This window comes from Ralstonia sp. Ralssp135 (assembly GCF_047304345.1).
In the GTDB taxonomy this organism is placed as follows: domain Bacteria; phylum Pseudomonadota; class Gammaproteobacteria; order Burkholderiales; family Burkholderiaceae; genus Ralstonia; species Ralstonia chuxiongensis.
On sequence record NZ_JBGLYZ010000015.1, the window covers coordinates 35,598 to 47,901 of the forward strand.

Genomic DNA, 12,304 nt, shown 5'->3' on the forward strand with positions numbered 1-12,304 from the left:
AGGTCGGTCAGTCAGACCGATTCGCTTGCCAGCGGCAGGCGCAACACGAAGCGCATCACGCGGCTGCCATCACGCGCAGTCGCATCGTCAATGGCGACGGTGCCGCCGTGCAGACGCACGATGTCATGCACGATGGCCAGGCCCAGGCCGCTCCCTTGCGGTTGTCCGGGGCGGTGGTCCGCATCCCCACGGAAGAATCGCTGGAAGACTTCACCGCGCCGCTCGGATGGAATGCCCGGGCCATTGTCTTCCACGCTCACAACACCCCACCACTGGGATGTCGCGTCGGCCTCCATCCCTGCGCGCAAGGTCACGCGTCCGCCGGCCGGCACGTATTTGATGGCGTTGTCGAGCAGGTTGTTAATGGCCTCGCGCAGCAGCACCACGTTGGCCAGCACCGGTGCCTGCAAGGAACCCGGCGACGTGGCTTCCTGCGGCCAGGCCTCAAAGCCCAGATCCAGCCCCCGCGCAAGCGCGCGCGGAACCCATTCGGCGCCGGTATCGAACGCCAGCGCGACGAGATCGACCCGCATCGGCGGGCCTAGCTGATCGAGCGTCATACCCGATTCGGCACGCGCCAGCGTCAGCAACTGGTTGGACAGACGCACCGCGCGGTTGGCACCCGATTGCAGCTCCAGCAGTGCAGGGCGGGCCTCGTCCAACGTCTTGGCATCGATGGCGCGATCGGCATGCAGCTTCAACGCGGTAAGCGGCGTGCGCAGTTGGTGTGCCGCGTCTGCGATGAAGGTGCGCTGCGCTTCCAGCGCGTCGCGCAGCCGGGCCAGCAGCGCGTTCATCGCGTTGATGAGCGGTTGCAGTTCGGCGGGCACGTGTTCCGCTGACTCCGCTGGCAGCGGCGTCACCGATCGTGCGCTCTGCTTGTTGAGTGTGTCGGCCAGCGTCTGCAACGGCTGCAATTCTTCCTTGAGCACGAGCGAGAGAATCAGGCCGCCGATTGCCAGCAGCACGATCAGCGGAATCGATACCGACAGCAGCACTTCCTTGGCCGCCGTATCGCGGTGGTCCAGCAGCTCCGCCACTTCCACGACGATGCCGTCTTCGGCCTTCATGGTGTCGGGCGGATTGGATGGGTTGAATGCCGGGGCTGTCTGCGCCTGCGTTGGCGCAAGCGCTGGGCGCGTGACGTCGTCTTCAGGTTCGGGCGGCACTGGCTGGCGCGGCGAGCGTGGTTTAGGCACCTCCGCACTCACGCCCGGAACGAGCAGATGCACGGCGCGCACCTGTTTGCCGTCGATCCAGCTATAGAACACACGCGCATCGCCAATGCGCACCTGGCCCGAGCCGTAGCCCAGCGGCGTGTCGCGCCCGACCAGCGTGCCTGTGGGGCCAGAAATGCGCCAGTAGATGCGGTCTTCGCCGCTGTTCTGTACAAGCGTCTGGGCGGTGAGGGCGATGTCGTAGAGCTTGGCCGCCGGCACGTTCGGGCCAGCAATGCGCAACTGTTCGGCTAGCGTGTTGGCCACCCCCACCAATGCGCGGTCGAACACCTGGGCGGTGTAGTGCGCCGCCAGCCAATACGACAGCGCGCCGGTACCCACGATCAAACCAAACAGCGGTGTCGCCAGCGCACGCAACAGATGCAGGCGTAAGCTGATGGCACCGTTGCCAGCACCCTTGGCTGGAGCTGATGAAGCCGACGACGAGGCAGGGCGGTGGCGCTTGAACATGGGCCGGACTACGCCGTGGAGCGTGCCTGCAACAGGTAACCGAAGCCACGCACCGTGACGATCTCTGCCTCGGAATGCTCGATCTTGCGGCGCACCCGGTGCACATAGACTTCGATGGCCGTATCGCCCACTACATCGTGACTGGCCTCACCGATGGCGTGCCCAAAGCTGGCAAGGTGGTCCTGCAACTGCACCTTGCTGACCACCCGGCCCTGGCGCAACATCAGCAACTCCAGCACGGCAAATTCGCGCGGCGAGAGTTCGAGCGGCGCGGCATCGACAAAGATGCGCCGTTCCACGCCGCTCATGCGCAGCCGTCCGACAAGGACTTCAGGGCGTGAGGCGGGTTCGGTCGAATCGTTGCGACGGCGCAGCAATGCGCCCACGCGGGCCACGAGTTCGAGCATCTCGAACGGCTTGAGCAGGTAATCGTCTGCACCGGCGTTCAGGCCGTTCACCTTGTCGAGCAGGCCGTCGCGTGCCGTCAGGATCAGCACGGGCGTCACACGATCGCGCGCCCGAAACTGCGACAGCAACGTCATGCCATCGATACCGGGCAACCCAAGATCCAGAATCACCAGATCGTGTGTCTGTCTGGCAAGTTGTTCAGTGGCAAAGACGCCGTCGTGCACGACATGCACGCGATGCCCGGCTTGCGTGAGTCCGGCATGGATGCCGCTGGCGATGGCACGGTCGTCTTCAATCAGCAGGATGCGCATTGACTCGATCCAGAGTGCAGGGCGGAAAAGGCAAAAAGGGGCAATCGGCGTGATTTGGCAGCGCTACAATGCGCGGATGACCGATGCCCTGCTCACCATCACCGATCTGGAGGCCGCCATCAATTTCTGGCGCGCCCGTTCACCCGCCGAAGGCGAGGAACTGCGGCTGTGTGCCGAGGCGTCGGCGCTGGCCAAGCCGTATGCGCTGATGATTGTACAAGGCGCCACCCGCATCGCCCCTGAGCAATTGGGCGACAAGGCGCGGGCAGCTTATGAGGCGTGGCGCGCAGCCTCACAGGGCTGAGCGCCAGCATTGCGGTCGTTACTTTGCGCCGGTGGCGCTGGTGCCTTTCGCGGCCTGCTCGATAAAGCGCGCGAGATCTGCATCACGGTGCGTGAGCCCGTTCGCATCATGTGTGGACAAGGTGATGTCCACGCGATTCCACACGTTGAACCACTCCGGATGGTGATTCATCTGCTCGGCCTTGATCGCCACGCGCGTCATGAAACCGAACGCGGCGTTGAAGTCGGCAAAGGTGAAGGTCTTCTGGATGGCGTCTCGCTCGCTCTGTAGCGTCCAGCCGGGCAGTTCGGCAAAGAGGGCCTTGCGTTGGTCTTCGTTCAGGGTCGGCATCATGATGGGGTGCGAAGTTGGGTCTTGAATGCGCGCAGTATAGTCAGCGCTCGACTATCTGCTGTCAGATGTCCGCAGTGTCTGCCCAACCTTCACGGTTGCCGACGTTCAGCACCACATCGCCATCCACCACATCGCCTGCGCCAATGGTGGGCAGCGCGGCCAGTTCTTCATACAGCGGCGTGAAGTCGGGGCGCGTGGCATCGAACAACTGCTCAAAGCTGTCGATGGTGAAGTAGGTCTTCTGAAAAGTGTCGATCCGATAGCGCGTGCGCATGATGCGGCGCACGTCAAAGCCGATGCGGTTCGGGCTGGCCGAATCCAGCGCGTACACCGATTCACTCTTGCTCGACACGATGCCCGCACCGTAGATGCGCAGACCAGCCGGCGTGCGGATCAGGCCAAACTCCACCGTGTACCAGTACAGGCGCGCGAGCATGTCGAGCTGGCCCAACCGTGCGGCCTTCAGGCCACCCTTGCCGTAGGCTTCCATGTAGTCGGCAAAGATCGGGTTAATCAGCAGCGGCACGTGGCCAAAGATGTCGTGAAAGCAATCCGGCTCTTGCAGGTAATCGAGCTGATCGGGGCGGCGCATCCACCAGCTTGCGGGGAAACGGCGGTTGGCCAGGTGATCGAAGAACACTTCGTCGGGCACCAGGCCCGGTACGGCAACGATCTGCCAGCCCGTGGCGCGCATCAGCGTTTCGTTGAGCTGGTCGAATGACGGCACGGCATCGCGGCTCATGCCCAGCGTTGACAGACCTTGCAGGAATTCATCGCATACACGGCCCGGCAACAGCGCTTCCTGGCGGTCGTACAGCGTGCGCCACGTTGCATGATCAGCGGCGGTGTAACGGTGCACCGGCTGCTGCATGGTGAAGTCGGCGCGCAGCGTCTGGCCATCGAGGCCTTCTGCGAATTGCTCGCGCAGTTTGTCGGTCAGGGTGCCGTTGAAGCCGGCCGGAGCGGCGTTTTGGGCTGCGTCGGGGGCGGTGGTTGCGAGGGCCATTTGTAATGTCGATTTTGTGCAATCAGGGTCCGGCCAGTGTATGGGCGCGCCCACGCGGATTGGCCGCAAAACCGCCACCCATTGCGCAGTGTTTGCGGAATTCATGCAGAATTCAACTTATCAACGCAGGAGATGTGCATGATTTCGCTCGATACCTTCGATCTGGCCCTGCTAGCGGCCCTTCAGCGCGATGGGCGTGCGACGCATCAGCAGCTCTCGGAGCAGGTTCACCTGTCGGCCAGCCAAGTCGGGCGGCGTCTGGCGCGGCTTGAATCGGAAGGCGTGATCGAGGGCTACCGTGTGGTGCTTTCGCCGACGGGCCTGGGCTTGGGCGTGACGGTGTTTGCCAGCGTCAAGCTCGCGCACCACGGCGACGCCATCGTCGAACGCTTTCACGAAGAGATCAGCCTGCTCGATGCGGTGCAGGAGTGCTATTCCGTGGCCGGCGACGCCGATTACATGCTGCGCGTGGTGGTGCCCGATCTGCCTGCGTTGTCGGAATTTGTCATGCGCAAGCTGATGCGGGTACCGGGTGTGGATAACGTGCGTTCCAATATCGTTCTGACGGCCTTGAAGCGGGATGGCGCGTTGCCGCTATCCCACCTTGGTGGGTAGACTCGCGCCTTGCGCCAGGGTGCACGGCGTGTCACGCTGCAAGCCGACAACACTTTGCCGATATGAAACGCCTGTCTTGGGCGGGAGACCACGATGGTTGACGGACACACCACGCATCCGGCGCACGCGCCGGCGCATCTGGCAGGCGGCTACGGCATGTCGGCACGGGTTCGCGCGTGGTGGGTGGCCGCTGCAGTGGCAGGCGTCACGTACGGCGGCATGCTCACCATGGTGGCCGTCGAGGTGCCCCCCGGCACGCCGCTGGTGGGCCGCATCGTCGCGCAGCCGCTGTGGAAAATGCTGATGGCGTTGCTGCTGGCGCGCGCCGCATCGTTGCACGACATTCCGCGCGAGCGGCGCTGGCTGATTGGGGCGATGGTGTTCTCCGCACTCGGCGATCTCTGGCTTGCGCTGCCGTGGCTGGCGTTCTCGTTCATGGCGGGGCTGGGCTGTTTCCTGCTGGCGCACGTGTGCTACCTGCGGGTGCTGGTGGGGCTGCGCGGGGCGTCGTCGGCCATCCGCATGATTGGTGTCGGGGTGATGATCGGCGTAGCCATCGGCATGTTGCTTTGGTATTGGCCCGGCCTGGGTGAGTTGAAGGGGCCGGTGATCGCCTACATGCTGGTGCTCTCGGCGATGGTGTGCGCGGCATTGCTGGCGCGCCTGCCAGGCCCGCTGACAGCCTGGGGCGCGCTCGCCTTTGCGGCTTCCGACGCCATGATCGGCATCAGCGTGTTTGTCTTTCCGTTCACCGACCATGAACTGGCGATCTGGTGGAGCTACGCTGCTGCCCAACTCCTCATCAGCGCCGGTTTGCTCACGCGCCGCATGCCGCCCGCGCGCCGCGCCGTGGCATAAGGTCCGTCCGACGTTTCTTCCCCTGCGGGAGCCCCATGCTGCAGACTCTCGACGCTGCCACCACGGCGGCCCGCTTGCCCTATGCCGCGTTGGCCGATGCCATCGCCCAAGTGTTGCGCGATGCGCGTGCGGGCCGGGCCCAGGCGCCCGCGCGGCTTGTGATGCCGGTGGCGGATGGCGGCAGTTTGCTGCTGATGCCCGCGTCCAACGCCGACATCGCCGTCACCAAGATGATCACCGTTCACCCGCACAACCCTGCGCAGGGCTTGCCGGCCATTCACGGCGAGGTGGTGGTGATGGACGCCCGCACCGGCGAGCGCCAACTCATGCTGGATGGCCCCACCGTCACCGCACACCGCACAGCGGCTGTGTCGTTGCTGGCGGCGCGCTTGCTGGCGCCTGAGCCGGCCGGGGATCTGCTGCTGATCGGCGCCGGGGCACAGGCGCGTGCGCACCTGGAAGCCTTCCGCTTCGGGCTAGGCACACGACGCGTCACGATCATCGCGCGCACGGCTGCCAGCGCGGATGGGCTGGCTGGGTACGCCCGAGCGCTCGGCATGGACGCCACGGCGCTGGCGGGTGGCGATGCGGCCGGCGTGGCAGACGCTGCCCGTGCGGTGCTGCCGCAAACACCGTTGGTCATCACCGCCACGCCGTCATCGCAGCCAGTGCTGCCGGATCTGGGTGACCCGAGCCACCCTGCCGGCTATGCGTGGGGCGCGCATCACTTCATTGCCGCCGTTGGCGCGTTCCGGCCCGACATGGCCGAGCTGCCGCCGCGCTTGTGTGTGCATGCCGCCGCGGCCGATCGGCTGTACGCCGACACCTTGGTCGACCTGGAAGCCGAAGCTGGCGACCTGCTGCAGGCGGGCGTGCCGTGGTCGCGTGTGCGGCCGTTACAACAGTGCGTCGATACGCCGCCAGACACGCTCGCGCAGCCCGCGCCGGTGTCGCCAGTGGTATTCAAAAGCGTTGGCAATGCCCTGTGGGATCTGGCCGCGTGCGTGCTCGCGCTGTCCAAGTCCAAGCCTGTTTAAAAACTGAGCATGTGCTGAAGACGCCCGCCACCAGCGGGTTTAGCGCACCGCTTGTAACAGGAAACCTCTAGAAAAAGGGTTCTAGCCAAGGCAATCACACGGGATAATGGCCATCCCTTCCGCCTGGGAGGAGACTTAGAACGCACCGCAAACGTATCAACCCGTCTGCATCGGATGCGTCTGACACAGGAGCACATACAGAGATGGCCTATAAAAAAGCACTGGCGGCCGCCGCCGGGATGATCCTCGCCACCGCCGCGCACGCACAGGCTGCGGGCAGCAATATCGTCAGCCTCGGCTGGTTCCGCGTGATGCCGAACAGTTCGAGCGATCCGCTGTTCATCAACAGCGTTGGCGGCGCACCCATCAACCAATCGGTGCCGAACACCGGCGCGAAGATCAAGGAAGCCGATACCGTTGGTCTCGCCTTTACGCACTTCTTCACGGACAACATCGCCGTGGAACTGGTTGGTGGCATTCCGCCGCGCCACAAGATTGAAGGCACGGGCTCGTTCTCCGGCTATGGCGAAATCGGTTCCGCCAAGCAATGGAGCCCGGCCGTGCTCGCCAAGTGGTACTTCTTCAGCGCGGACAGCAAGTTCCGTCCGTATGTCGGCGCCGGCCTGAACTACACGTGGTTCTCCGACGAGAAGATCACCAACAGCGCTTTCCAGAACCAGGTCCTGGGCCGCGGCACGCCAGGCAGCACGAGCAACGTGACGACCGACAGCTCGCTCAACCCGGTGCTGAACGTGGGCGCCACCTACGCCATCACCAAGGATTGGTTCGTTGGCTTGTCGGTGTCCTACCTGCCGCTGAAGACCACGGCCAAGATCGACACCACGCTGATCAACGGCGTGCACATCCAGAGCGAAGCGAAGATCAAGATCAACCCGGTCGTGACCTTCCTCAGCGTCGGCTACCGCTTCTAAGCGGTTTCCGCGCAACAAAAAAGGCGTGCCACAGCGGCACGCCTTTTTTGTTGCCCGTGCCGGGTTCAGGCGAAGGCTTTGACGGGGTAGCCGGCTTGCTCGATGGCGGCCTTGACCGCATCGGTGCTGGCGCCGCTGGTGACGGCCACGGTCTGCTTGTCCAGATCTACCTTCACATTGGCAGCGGCATCGACTTGTTGCACCGCACGCGTGACGGCCGACACGCAATGGCCGCAGCTCATGCCACTCACGGAAAAGGTCGTGGAAGACGTTGTCATGGTTTGCTCCTGAAAGAGGGGAGAGAGAATCACGGGAGGAGTATGAACCTTCCCATCGTTGGAAGCGCAAGCGTAAAATGTGGGCTTGACCTTGCCAAGATGGGAAGGTCTAGGGTGATGCCATCTTCCTTAGAACGGACGCTTCCATGACCGCCGCCAGCCTTGCCGACGTGACCTCCACCGACCTCGATATCAGCGGGATGACGTGTGCCGCCTGTGCAGGCCGTGTCGAACGTGCCTTGCGCGCCGTGCCTGGGGTGACCGAAGCCAGCGTGAATCTCGCGACCGAGCGCGCCCGCGTGCAGGGCGCCGCCGCCAGCGATGCACTGATCGCCGCTGTGACGGACGCCGGCTATGAGGCGCGCGTCGCTTCCGACGAAACCGCCGCCCCTGCTGCTGCGGAACCCGACTTCTGGGAAGGCGCCGGCCCCGTGTGGATTGCTGCCGCACTGTCCGTGCCGCTCGTACTGCCGATGATTGCCGGCTGGCTCGGCAGTGACTGGATGTTGCCCGCCTGGGCGCAATGGCTGCTGGCGACGCCGGTGCAGTTCGTGATCGGCGCGCGCTTCTACAAGGCGGGCTGGAAGGCGGTACGCGCGGGTGCCGGCAATATGGATCTGCTGGTCGCGCTCGGCACATCGGCGGCGTATGGGTTGTCGCTGTGGCTGTGGGCGCGCGCGGGAGCGGACGGGATGCACCATGAGCCGCACCTGTACTTCGAAAGCGCGGCCGTGGTCATCACGCTGGTGCGGCTTGGCAAGTGGCTGGAAGTGCGTGCCAAGCGCCAGACCGCGCAGGCCATCCGTGCCCTGCAGGCGCTGCGCCCCGATACCGCTCGCGTGCGCAGCGCAGATGGCACGCTGCGCGATACCCCCGTGGCCCAGGTGCGCGTGGGCGATGTGGTGTCTGTGCGTGCCGGGGAACGCATCCCGGTGGATGCGGTGGTGCTGGAAGGCGCGAGCCACGTCGATGAATCCATGCTGACTGGTGAGAGCCTGCCCGTGCCCAAGCATGAAGGCGACCGCGTGACCGCCGGCGCGATCGCCACCGATGGCGTGCTGCTCGTGCGCACCACGGCGATCGGCGCAGACACTATGCTCTCGCGCATCATCCGCCTCGTCGAAGACGCGCAGGCCGCCAAGCCGCCGATCCAGCAACTGGTCGACCGCGTAAGCGCCATCTTTGTGCCGGCGGTGCTCGTGGCGGCGTTGCTTACGCTGGCTGGTTGGTTTATCGCTGGTGCGGGGTGGGAGACGGCCATCGTCAACGCCGTGGCCGTGCTGGTGATTGCCTGCCCGTGTGCGCTGGGTCTTGCCACGCCGTCCGCCATCATGGCCGGCACCGGTGCGGGTGCACGGCGCGGCATCCTGATTGCCGATGCGCAGGCGCTGGAGCGCGCACAGCAAGTGGATTTCGTCGTCTTCGACAAGACGGGCACGCTCACCGTCGGTCAGCCGCGCGTGACGGCGGTGGAAGCGGCTTCAGGCATTGACGCCGACACGCTGCTCGATCAGCTTGCTGCGCTGCAGGCCGAGAACACGCATCCGCTTGCGCAGGCCACGCGTGAACATGTGAAAGAGCTGGGCCGCGCAATCACGCCCGCACAATCGCCGGAAGTGTTGGCTGGCCGCGGTACGCGCGGCATCGTGAATGGCGCATTGCTGCAACTGGGCAATGCGCGGTGGATGGATGAACTGGGGCTGGATCGCAGTGCATTGCAAGCGCGTGCCGATGCGCTGGAAGCACAAGGCAATACCGTCTCGTGGCTCGCGCAGGGTGATGGAGGCAGCGCGCAACTGCGGGGCCTGATTGCATTTGGCGATGCACTCAAGCCGGGTGCCCGGGACGCCGTAGCCTTGCTGCAGGCGCGTGGCGTGCGCACCGCGCTCGTGACGGGCGACAACGCAGGCGCCGCACGCAGCGTGGCCCAGGCACTGGGGATCGACGAAGTGGCCGCGCAAGTGCTGCCGCAAGACAAGGCCGCGCGCGTGACGGCGTGGCAGCAGAGCGGCCATGTGGTTGCGATGGTGGGCGATGGCATCAACGATGCACCTGCGCTGGCGGTGGCCGATGTCGGCATTGCCATGGCCACGGGCACGGATGTGGCGATGCAAGCCGCTGGTATCACCCTCATGCGTGGCGAGCCGCGTCTGGTGAGCGACGCGCTGGACCTGTCGCGCCGCACCGTTGCCAAGATTCGGCAGAACCTGTTCTGGGCCTTCATCTATAACGTGGTGGGCATTCCGCTGGCGGCATTCGGCTTGCTGAACCCCACCTTTGCCGGCGCGGCCATGGCGTTCTCCAGCGTGAGCGTGGTCACCAATGCGCTGATGCTGCGCCGCTGGCGCGCCACCGGAGACAACGCATGACTCGCACGGACCTCAACGAGACCCAAGGCCCCGTCAACATTGGCGAGGCCGCGAAGGCCAGTGGCGTGTCGGCCAAGATGATCCGCTATTACGAAAGCATCGGCCTGCTGCCGCCCAGCCCGCGCACCGAAGGCAACTACCGCATGTACGACGCGCGGGCGGTGCACGTGCTGCGCTTTATCCACAGGTCGCGCTCGCTGGGTTTCTCGCTGGAAGAGATTCGCACGCTGCTTTCGCTATGGAACGACCGCGAACGCGCCAGCGCCGATGTGAAGGCCGTTACCCTGCGCCACGTGGCGGATCTCGACGCGCGCATCAGCGAGCTGCAAAGCATGCGCGACACGCTCATGACACTCGCTAATGCGTGCCACGGTGATGATCGCCCCGACTGCCCGATCCTCCAGAGCGTGGCCGGCGAGGGCGGTGACACCGACGCATGCTGTCACTGACGGGTCGCTCTACTGACACAGATTGCGGCAGGCGGCGTCTATGCCACAATCTGGCAACCCAAGGAGGAGACGCCGATGACGCAAGCCCCCGCTCAGGCCATCGCCCATCAAGCACTGGAAACCCGCCAGCGCATGAAGGACGGCACTGAACTGCTGGTCCGCACCTGGTTGCCCGCGCCCGACAGTGGCGAACCTCGCGGCACCGTCATCCTCGTCCACGGCATGGCCGAACACAGCGGCCGTTATCCACATGTGGCCAAGGTGCTCACCGACCTGGGCCTGCGCGTACGGGCCTTCGACCTGCGCGGCCACGGCAAGAGCGGCGGCCCGCGCATGGCGCTCGACGCGCAAGACAACTACCTCACCGATCTCGCAGAAATCATCGACGCCGCCGTCGCCGAATGGCACGAGATGCCGTTCGTGCTTGGACACAGCATGGGCGGATTGATCGTCGCGCGCTTCACCACGGCGCGCATCCGGCCCGTGCGTGGCGTGCTGCTGTCATCGCCCGCGCTGCGCGTGAAGTTGCCGCCAGGGGCGGGCATCGTGCGTGGGGTTCTTTCTGCGCTGGCGCCCAAGCTGGCGGTGCCCAATCCGGTGGACCCGGCCAAGCTGTCGCATGACCCGAGTGTTGCGCCCGCCTATCGAGCGGACCCGCTGGTGCAGGGCACCATCAGCGCATCATTGCTGGAGTTCATGCTCAATGCGATCACGCAGGCGCAGCAAGACGCGCCGCGCCTGGAAGCGCCGATGCTGCTCATGGCCGGCGGCGCGGATTCGATTGTCGATCCTTCCGGCAGCCGGGATTTCTATGCGAATGCGCCCGAGGATCTGCGGACCTTGGCCTGGTTCGACCATGGCTATCACGAGATTTTCAACGAGGCCGAACCGCTGCGTAGTGAGGTGTTTGGGAAGATGACCGAGTGGCTCCGTAGCCGGATTTGATCTTTTTGAAACCCCATCCGTCTTGCATGTGTGGACGGTGTGGTTTCGCTAGCCCAAGCGACGCACGTTTGGAACGGAGCACGTAAGCGCAACTGCTCTTAGTCGCATGGCTTGTCTCCCGAATACGACTCGACGATTTGCCCCGCCAGATTGTCTTGGGCTCTCGCAGAGGCATTAAGACGCTCCCGCGTATTGAGGAACATCGAGAGAACGTCTTTGGTCGCATCGAGCCAAGCGTCACCTAGTTGACGTTGTGTGCAAGCAAAGGCTCGCCATAGCTCGGTTGCTGCGGCTTTGGCGTTTTCTGGTGTGGTTGCTGTCAGGATGAAGTTCTGGCGGGCCTTTGCGTACTGCATCATCGCGGCCCTTTGCGCCGGGTCCGGATACTTCTTTTCGATGTACTGCTCGACGTCGTCGCGTATGCCGTTCTTATTGGCGTCGATGCCGGCGACGGAAGCGTCGAAATCCCTCGATTTCACGCCGGGGCGGCCGGCCTGATTTTCGACCGCGCCAATCTGTGGGTTCAGTACCGAACTCTTGTTGGCTTGAGCGGCGCTGGATGTTGTTGGTACGTTGCTCGTTGTTGCGCCGGTTACCTGGTTCCGAGCATCGCCCTCGCTTCGGGATGAGAAAGACCACCAAGCAGCGGCAACTGAGCACACGGCAACCGAGGCCACGATTCTTGCCTTCACATCTCCCCCTTTTGCGGGGCGATTGGCTCATCGCCTGCGCTGGACTTTTATTTGAATGCGTTTCTGGAACGTAGGAAAA

Annotated in this window: 14 protein-coding genes; 8 read left to right on the forward strand and 6 right to left on the reverse strand. The window is 64.5% G+C overall.

The features are described 5' to 3' along the window. Positions 1 to 11: 11 nt before the first annotated feature. Together ACCD03_RS12510 and ACCD03_RS12515 are read right to left on the reverse strand one after the other, a co-directional pair. The gene (locus ACCD03_RS12510) at positions 12 to 1,688 is read right to left on the reverse strand and encodes a sensor histidine kinase (protein ID WP_413411802.1); all 1,677 of its coding nucleotides are present in this window, start codon (positions 1,686 to 1,688) and stop codon (positions 12 to 14) included. An 8-nt stretch (positions 1,689 to 1,696) separates the two neighbouring features. Then, on the reverse strand, positions 1,697 to 2,407 hold the full coding sequence (locus ACCD03_RS12515; protein WP_325653500.1) for a response regulator transcription factor: 711 nt from the start codon (positions 2,405 to 2,407) through the stop codon (positions 1,697 to 1,699). 76 nt (positions 2,408 to 2,483) lie between these two features. Here ACCD03_RS12515 and ACCD03_RS12520 point away from each other — a divergent pair, with 76 nt between their 5' ends. Further along, a complete protein-coding gene (locus tag ACCD03_RS12520; protein WP_045205351.1) occupies positions 2,484 to 2,711 on the forward strand; it encodes a DUF3717 domain-containing protein in 228 nt (75 codons plus the stop codon). A gap of 18 nt (positions 2,712 to 2,729) precedes the next feature. Here the strand turns inward: ACCD03_RS12520 and ACCD03_RS12525 are convergent, their stop codons facing one another. Both ACCD03_RS12525 and phhA read right to left on the reverse strand, forming a co-directional pair. Continuing rightward, complete coding sequence (locus ACCD03_RS12525; RefSeq protein ID WP_024977199.1) at positions 2,730 to 3,044, reverse strand: 4a-hydroxytetrahydrobiopterin dehydratase; 315 nt, start codon at positions 3,042 to 3,044, stop codon at positions 2,730 to 2,732. A gap of 61 nt (positions 3,045 to 3,105) precedes the next feature. Continuing rightward, on the reverse strand, positions 3,106 to 4,050 hold the full coding sequence (gene phhA / locus ACCD03_RS12530; RefSeq protein WP_253535771.1) for a phenylalanine 4-monooxygenase: 945 nt from the start codon (positions 4,048 to 4,050) through the stop codon (positions 3,106 to 3,108). 138 nt (positions 4,051 to 4,188) lie between these two features. Here phhA and ACCD03_RS12535 point away from each other — a divergent pair, with 138 nt between their 5' ends. The 4 genes from ACCD03_RS12535 (at position 4,189) to ACCD03_RS12550 (ending at position 7,492) form a co-directional block, all read left to right on the forward strand. After that, the gene (locus ACCD03_RS12535; RefSeq protein ID WP_004628561.1) at positions 4,189 to 4,665 is read left to right on the forward strand and encodes an Lrp/AsnC family transcriptional regulator; all 477 of its coding nucleotides are present in this window, start codon (positions 4,189 to 4,191) and stop codon (positions 4,663 to 4,665) included. A gap of 93 nt (positions 4,666 to 4,758) precedes the next feature. Continuing rightward, positions 4,759 to 5,523, forward strand: coding sequence for a lysoplasmalogenase (locus ACCD03_RS12540; RefSeq protein WP_325653497.1), 765 nt, complete (start codon positions 4,759 to 4,761; stop codon positions 5,521 to 5,523). Positions 5,524 to 5,558: 35 nt separating this feature from the next. Further along, complete coding sequence (locus ACCD03_RS12545) at positions 5,559 to 6,560, forward strand: delta(1)-pyrroline-2-carboxylate reductase family protein (protein ID WP_413411803.1); 1,002 nt, start codon at positions 5,559 to 5,561, stop codon at positions 6,558 to 6,560. A 203-nt stretch (positions 6,561 to 6,763) separates the two neighbouring features. Continuing rightward, positions 6,764 to 7,492, forward strand: a complete 729-nt coding sequence (locus tag ACCD03_RS12550; RefSeq protein WP_045205278.1) for an OmpW/AlkL family protein — start codon at positions 6,764 to 6,766, stop codon at positions 7,490 to 7,492. A 65-nt stretch (positions 7,493 to 7,557) separates the two neighbouring features. Here ACCD03_RS12550 and ACCD03_RS12555 read toward each other — a convergent pair whose 3' ends face one another. Continuing rightward, positions 7,558 to 7,770 carry a cation transporter gene (locus ACCD03_RS12555; RefSeq protein ID WP_253535768.1) on the reverse strand — a complete coding sequence of 71 codons (213 nt, stop codon included), beginning with the start codon at positions 7,768 to 7,770 and terminating at the stop codon, positions 7,558 to 7,560. 146 nt (positions 7,771 to 7,916) lie between these two features. Between ACCD03_RS12555 and ACCD03_RS12560 the strand changes: the two genes are divergently transcribed. From ACCD03_RS12560 to ACCD03_RS12570, 3 genes are all read left to right on the forward strand, one after another. Continuing rightward, the gene (locus tag ACCD03_RS12560) at positions 7,917 to 10,139 is read left to right on the forward strand and encodes a heavy metal translocating P-type ATPase (protein ID WP_413411804.1); all 2,223 of its coding nucleotides are present in this window, start codon (positions 7,917 to 7,919) and stop codon (positions 10,137 to 10,139) included. Further along, positions 10,136 to 10,588, forward strand: a complete 453-nt coding sequence (gene cueR, locus ACCD03_RS12565; RefSeq protein ID WP_253535766.1) for a Cu(I)-responsive transcriptional regulator — start codon at positions 10,136 to 10,138, stop codon at positions 10,586 to 10,588. Before ACCD03_RS12560 ends, cueR begins: the two co-directional genes overlap by 4 nt. Positions 10,589 to 10,663: 75 nt before the next feature. After that, the gene (locus tag ACCD03_RS12570; protein ID WP_413411805.1) at positions 10,664 to 11,533 is read left to right on the forward strand and encodes an alpha/beta hydrolase; all 870 of its coding nucleotides are present in this window, start codon (positions 10,664 to 10,666) and stop codon (positions 11,531 to 11,533) included. 98 nt (positions 11,534 to 11,631) lie between these two features. Here ACCD03_RS12570 and ACCD03_RS12575 read toward each other — a convergent pair whose 3' ends face one another. Then, the gene (locus ACCD03_RS12575) at positions 11,632 to 12,210 is read right to left on the reverse strand and encodes a hypothetical protein (protein ID WP_413411806.1); all 579 of its coding nucleotides are present in this window, start codon (positions 12,208 to 12,210) and stop codon (positions 11,632 to 11,634) included. Positions 12,211 to 12,304 lie beyond the last annotated feature (94 nt).

Coding starts and splice junctions, on each gene's coding strand:
- ACCD03_RS12510 (WP_413411802.1), bottom strand. CDS start 1,688: ATGTTCAAGCGCCACCGCCCTGCCTCGTCGTCGGCTTCATCAGCTCCA.
- ACCD03_RS12515 (WP_325653500.1), bottom strand. CDS start 2,407: ATGCGCATCCTGCTGATTGAAGACGACCGTGCCATCGCCAGCGGCATC.
- ACCD03_RS12520 (WP_045205351.1), top strand. CDS start 2,484: ATGACCGATGCCCTGCTCACCATCACCGATCTGGAGGCCGCCATCAAT.
- ACCD03_RS12525 (WP_024977199.1), bottom strand. CDS start 3,044: ATGATGCCGACCCTGAACGAAGACCAACGCAAGGCCCTCTTTGCCGAA.
- phhA (WP_253535771.1), bottom strand. CDS start 4,050: ATGGCCCTCGCAACCACCGCCCCCGACGCAGCCCAAAACGCCGCTCCG.
- ACCD03_RS12535 (WP_004628561.1), top strand. CDS start 4,189: ATGATTTCGCTCGATACCTTCGATCTGGCCCTGCTAGCGGCCCTTCAG.
- ACCD03_RS12540 (WP_325653497.1), top strand. CDS start 4,759: ATGGTTGACGGACACACCACGCATCCGGCGCACGCGCCGGCGCATCTG.
- ACCD03_RS12545 (WP_413411803.1), top strand. CDS start 5,559: ATGCTGCAGACTCTCGACGCTGCCACCACGGCGGCCCGCTTGCCCTAT.
- ACCD03_RS12550 (WP_045205278.1), top strand. CDS start 6,764: ATGGCCTATAAAAAAGCACTGGCGGCCGCCGCCGGGATGATCCTCGCC.
- ACCD03_RS12555 (WP_253535768.1), bottom strand. CDS start 7,770: ATGACAACGTCTTCCACGACCTTTTCCGTGAGTGGCATGAGCTGCGGC.
- ACCD03_RS12560 (WP_413411804.1), top strand. CDS start 7,917: ATGACCGCCGCCAGCCTTGCCGACGTGACCTCCACCGACCTCGATATC.
- cueR (WP_253535766.1), top strand. CDS start 10,136: ATGACTCGCACGGACCTCAACGAGACCCAAGGCCCCGTCAACATTGGC.
- ACCD03_RS12570 (WP_413411805.1), top strand. CDS start 10,664: ATGACGCAAGCCCCCGCTCAGGCCATCGCCCATCAAGCACTGGAAACC.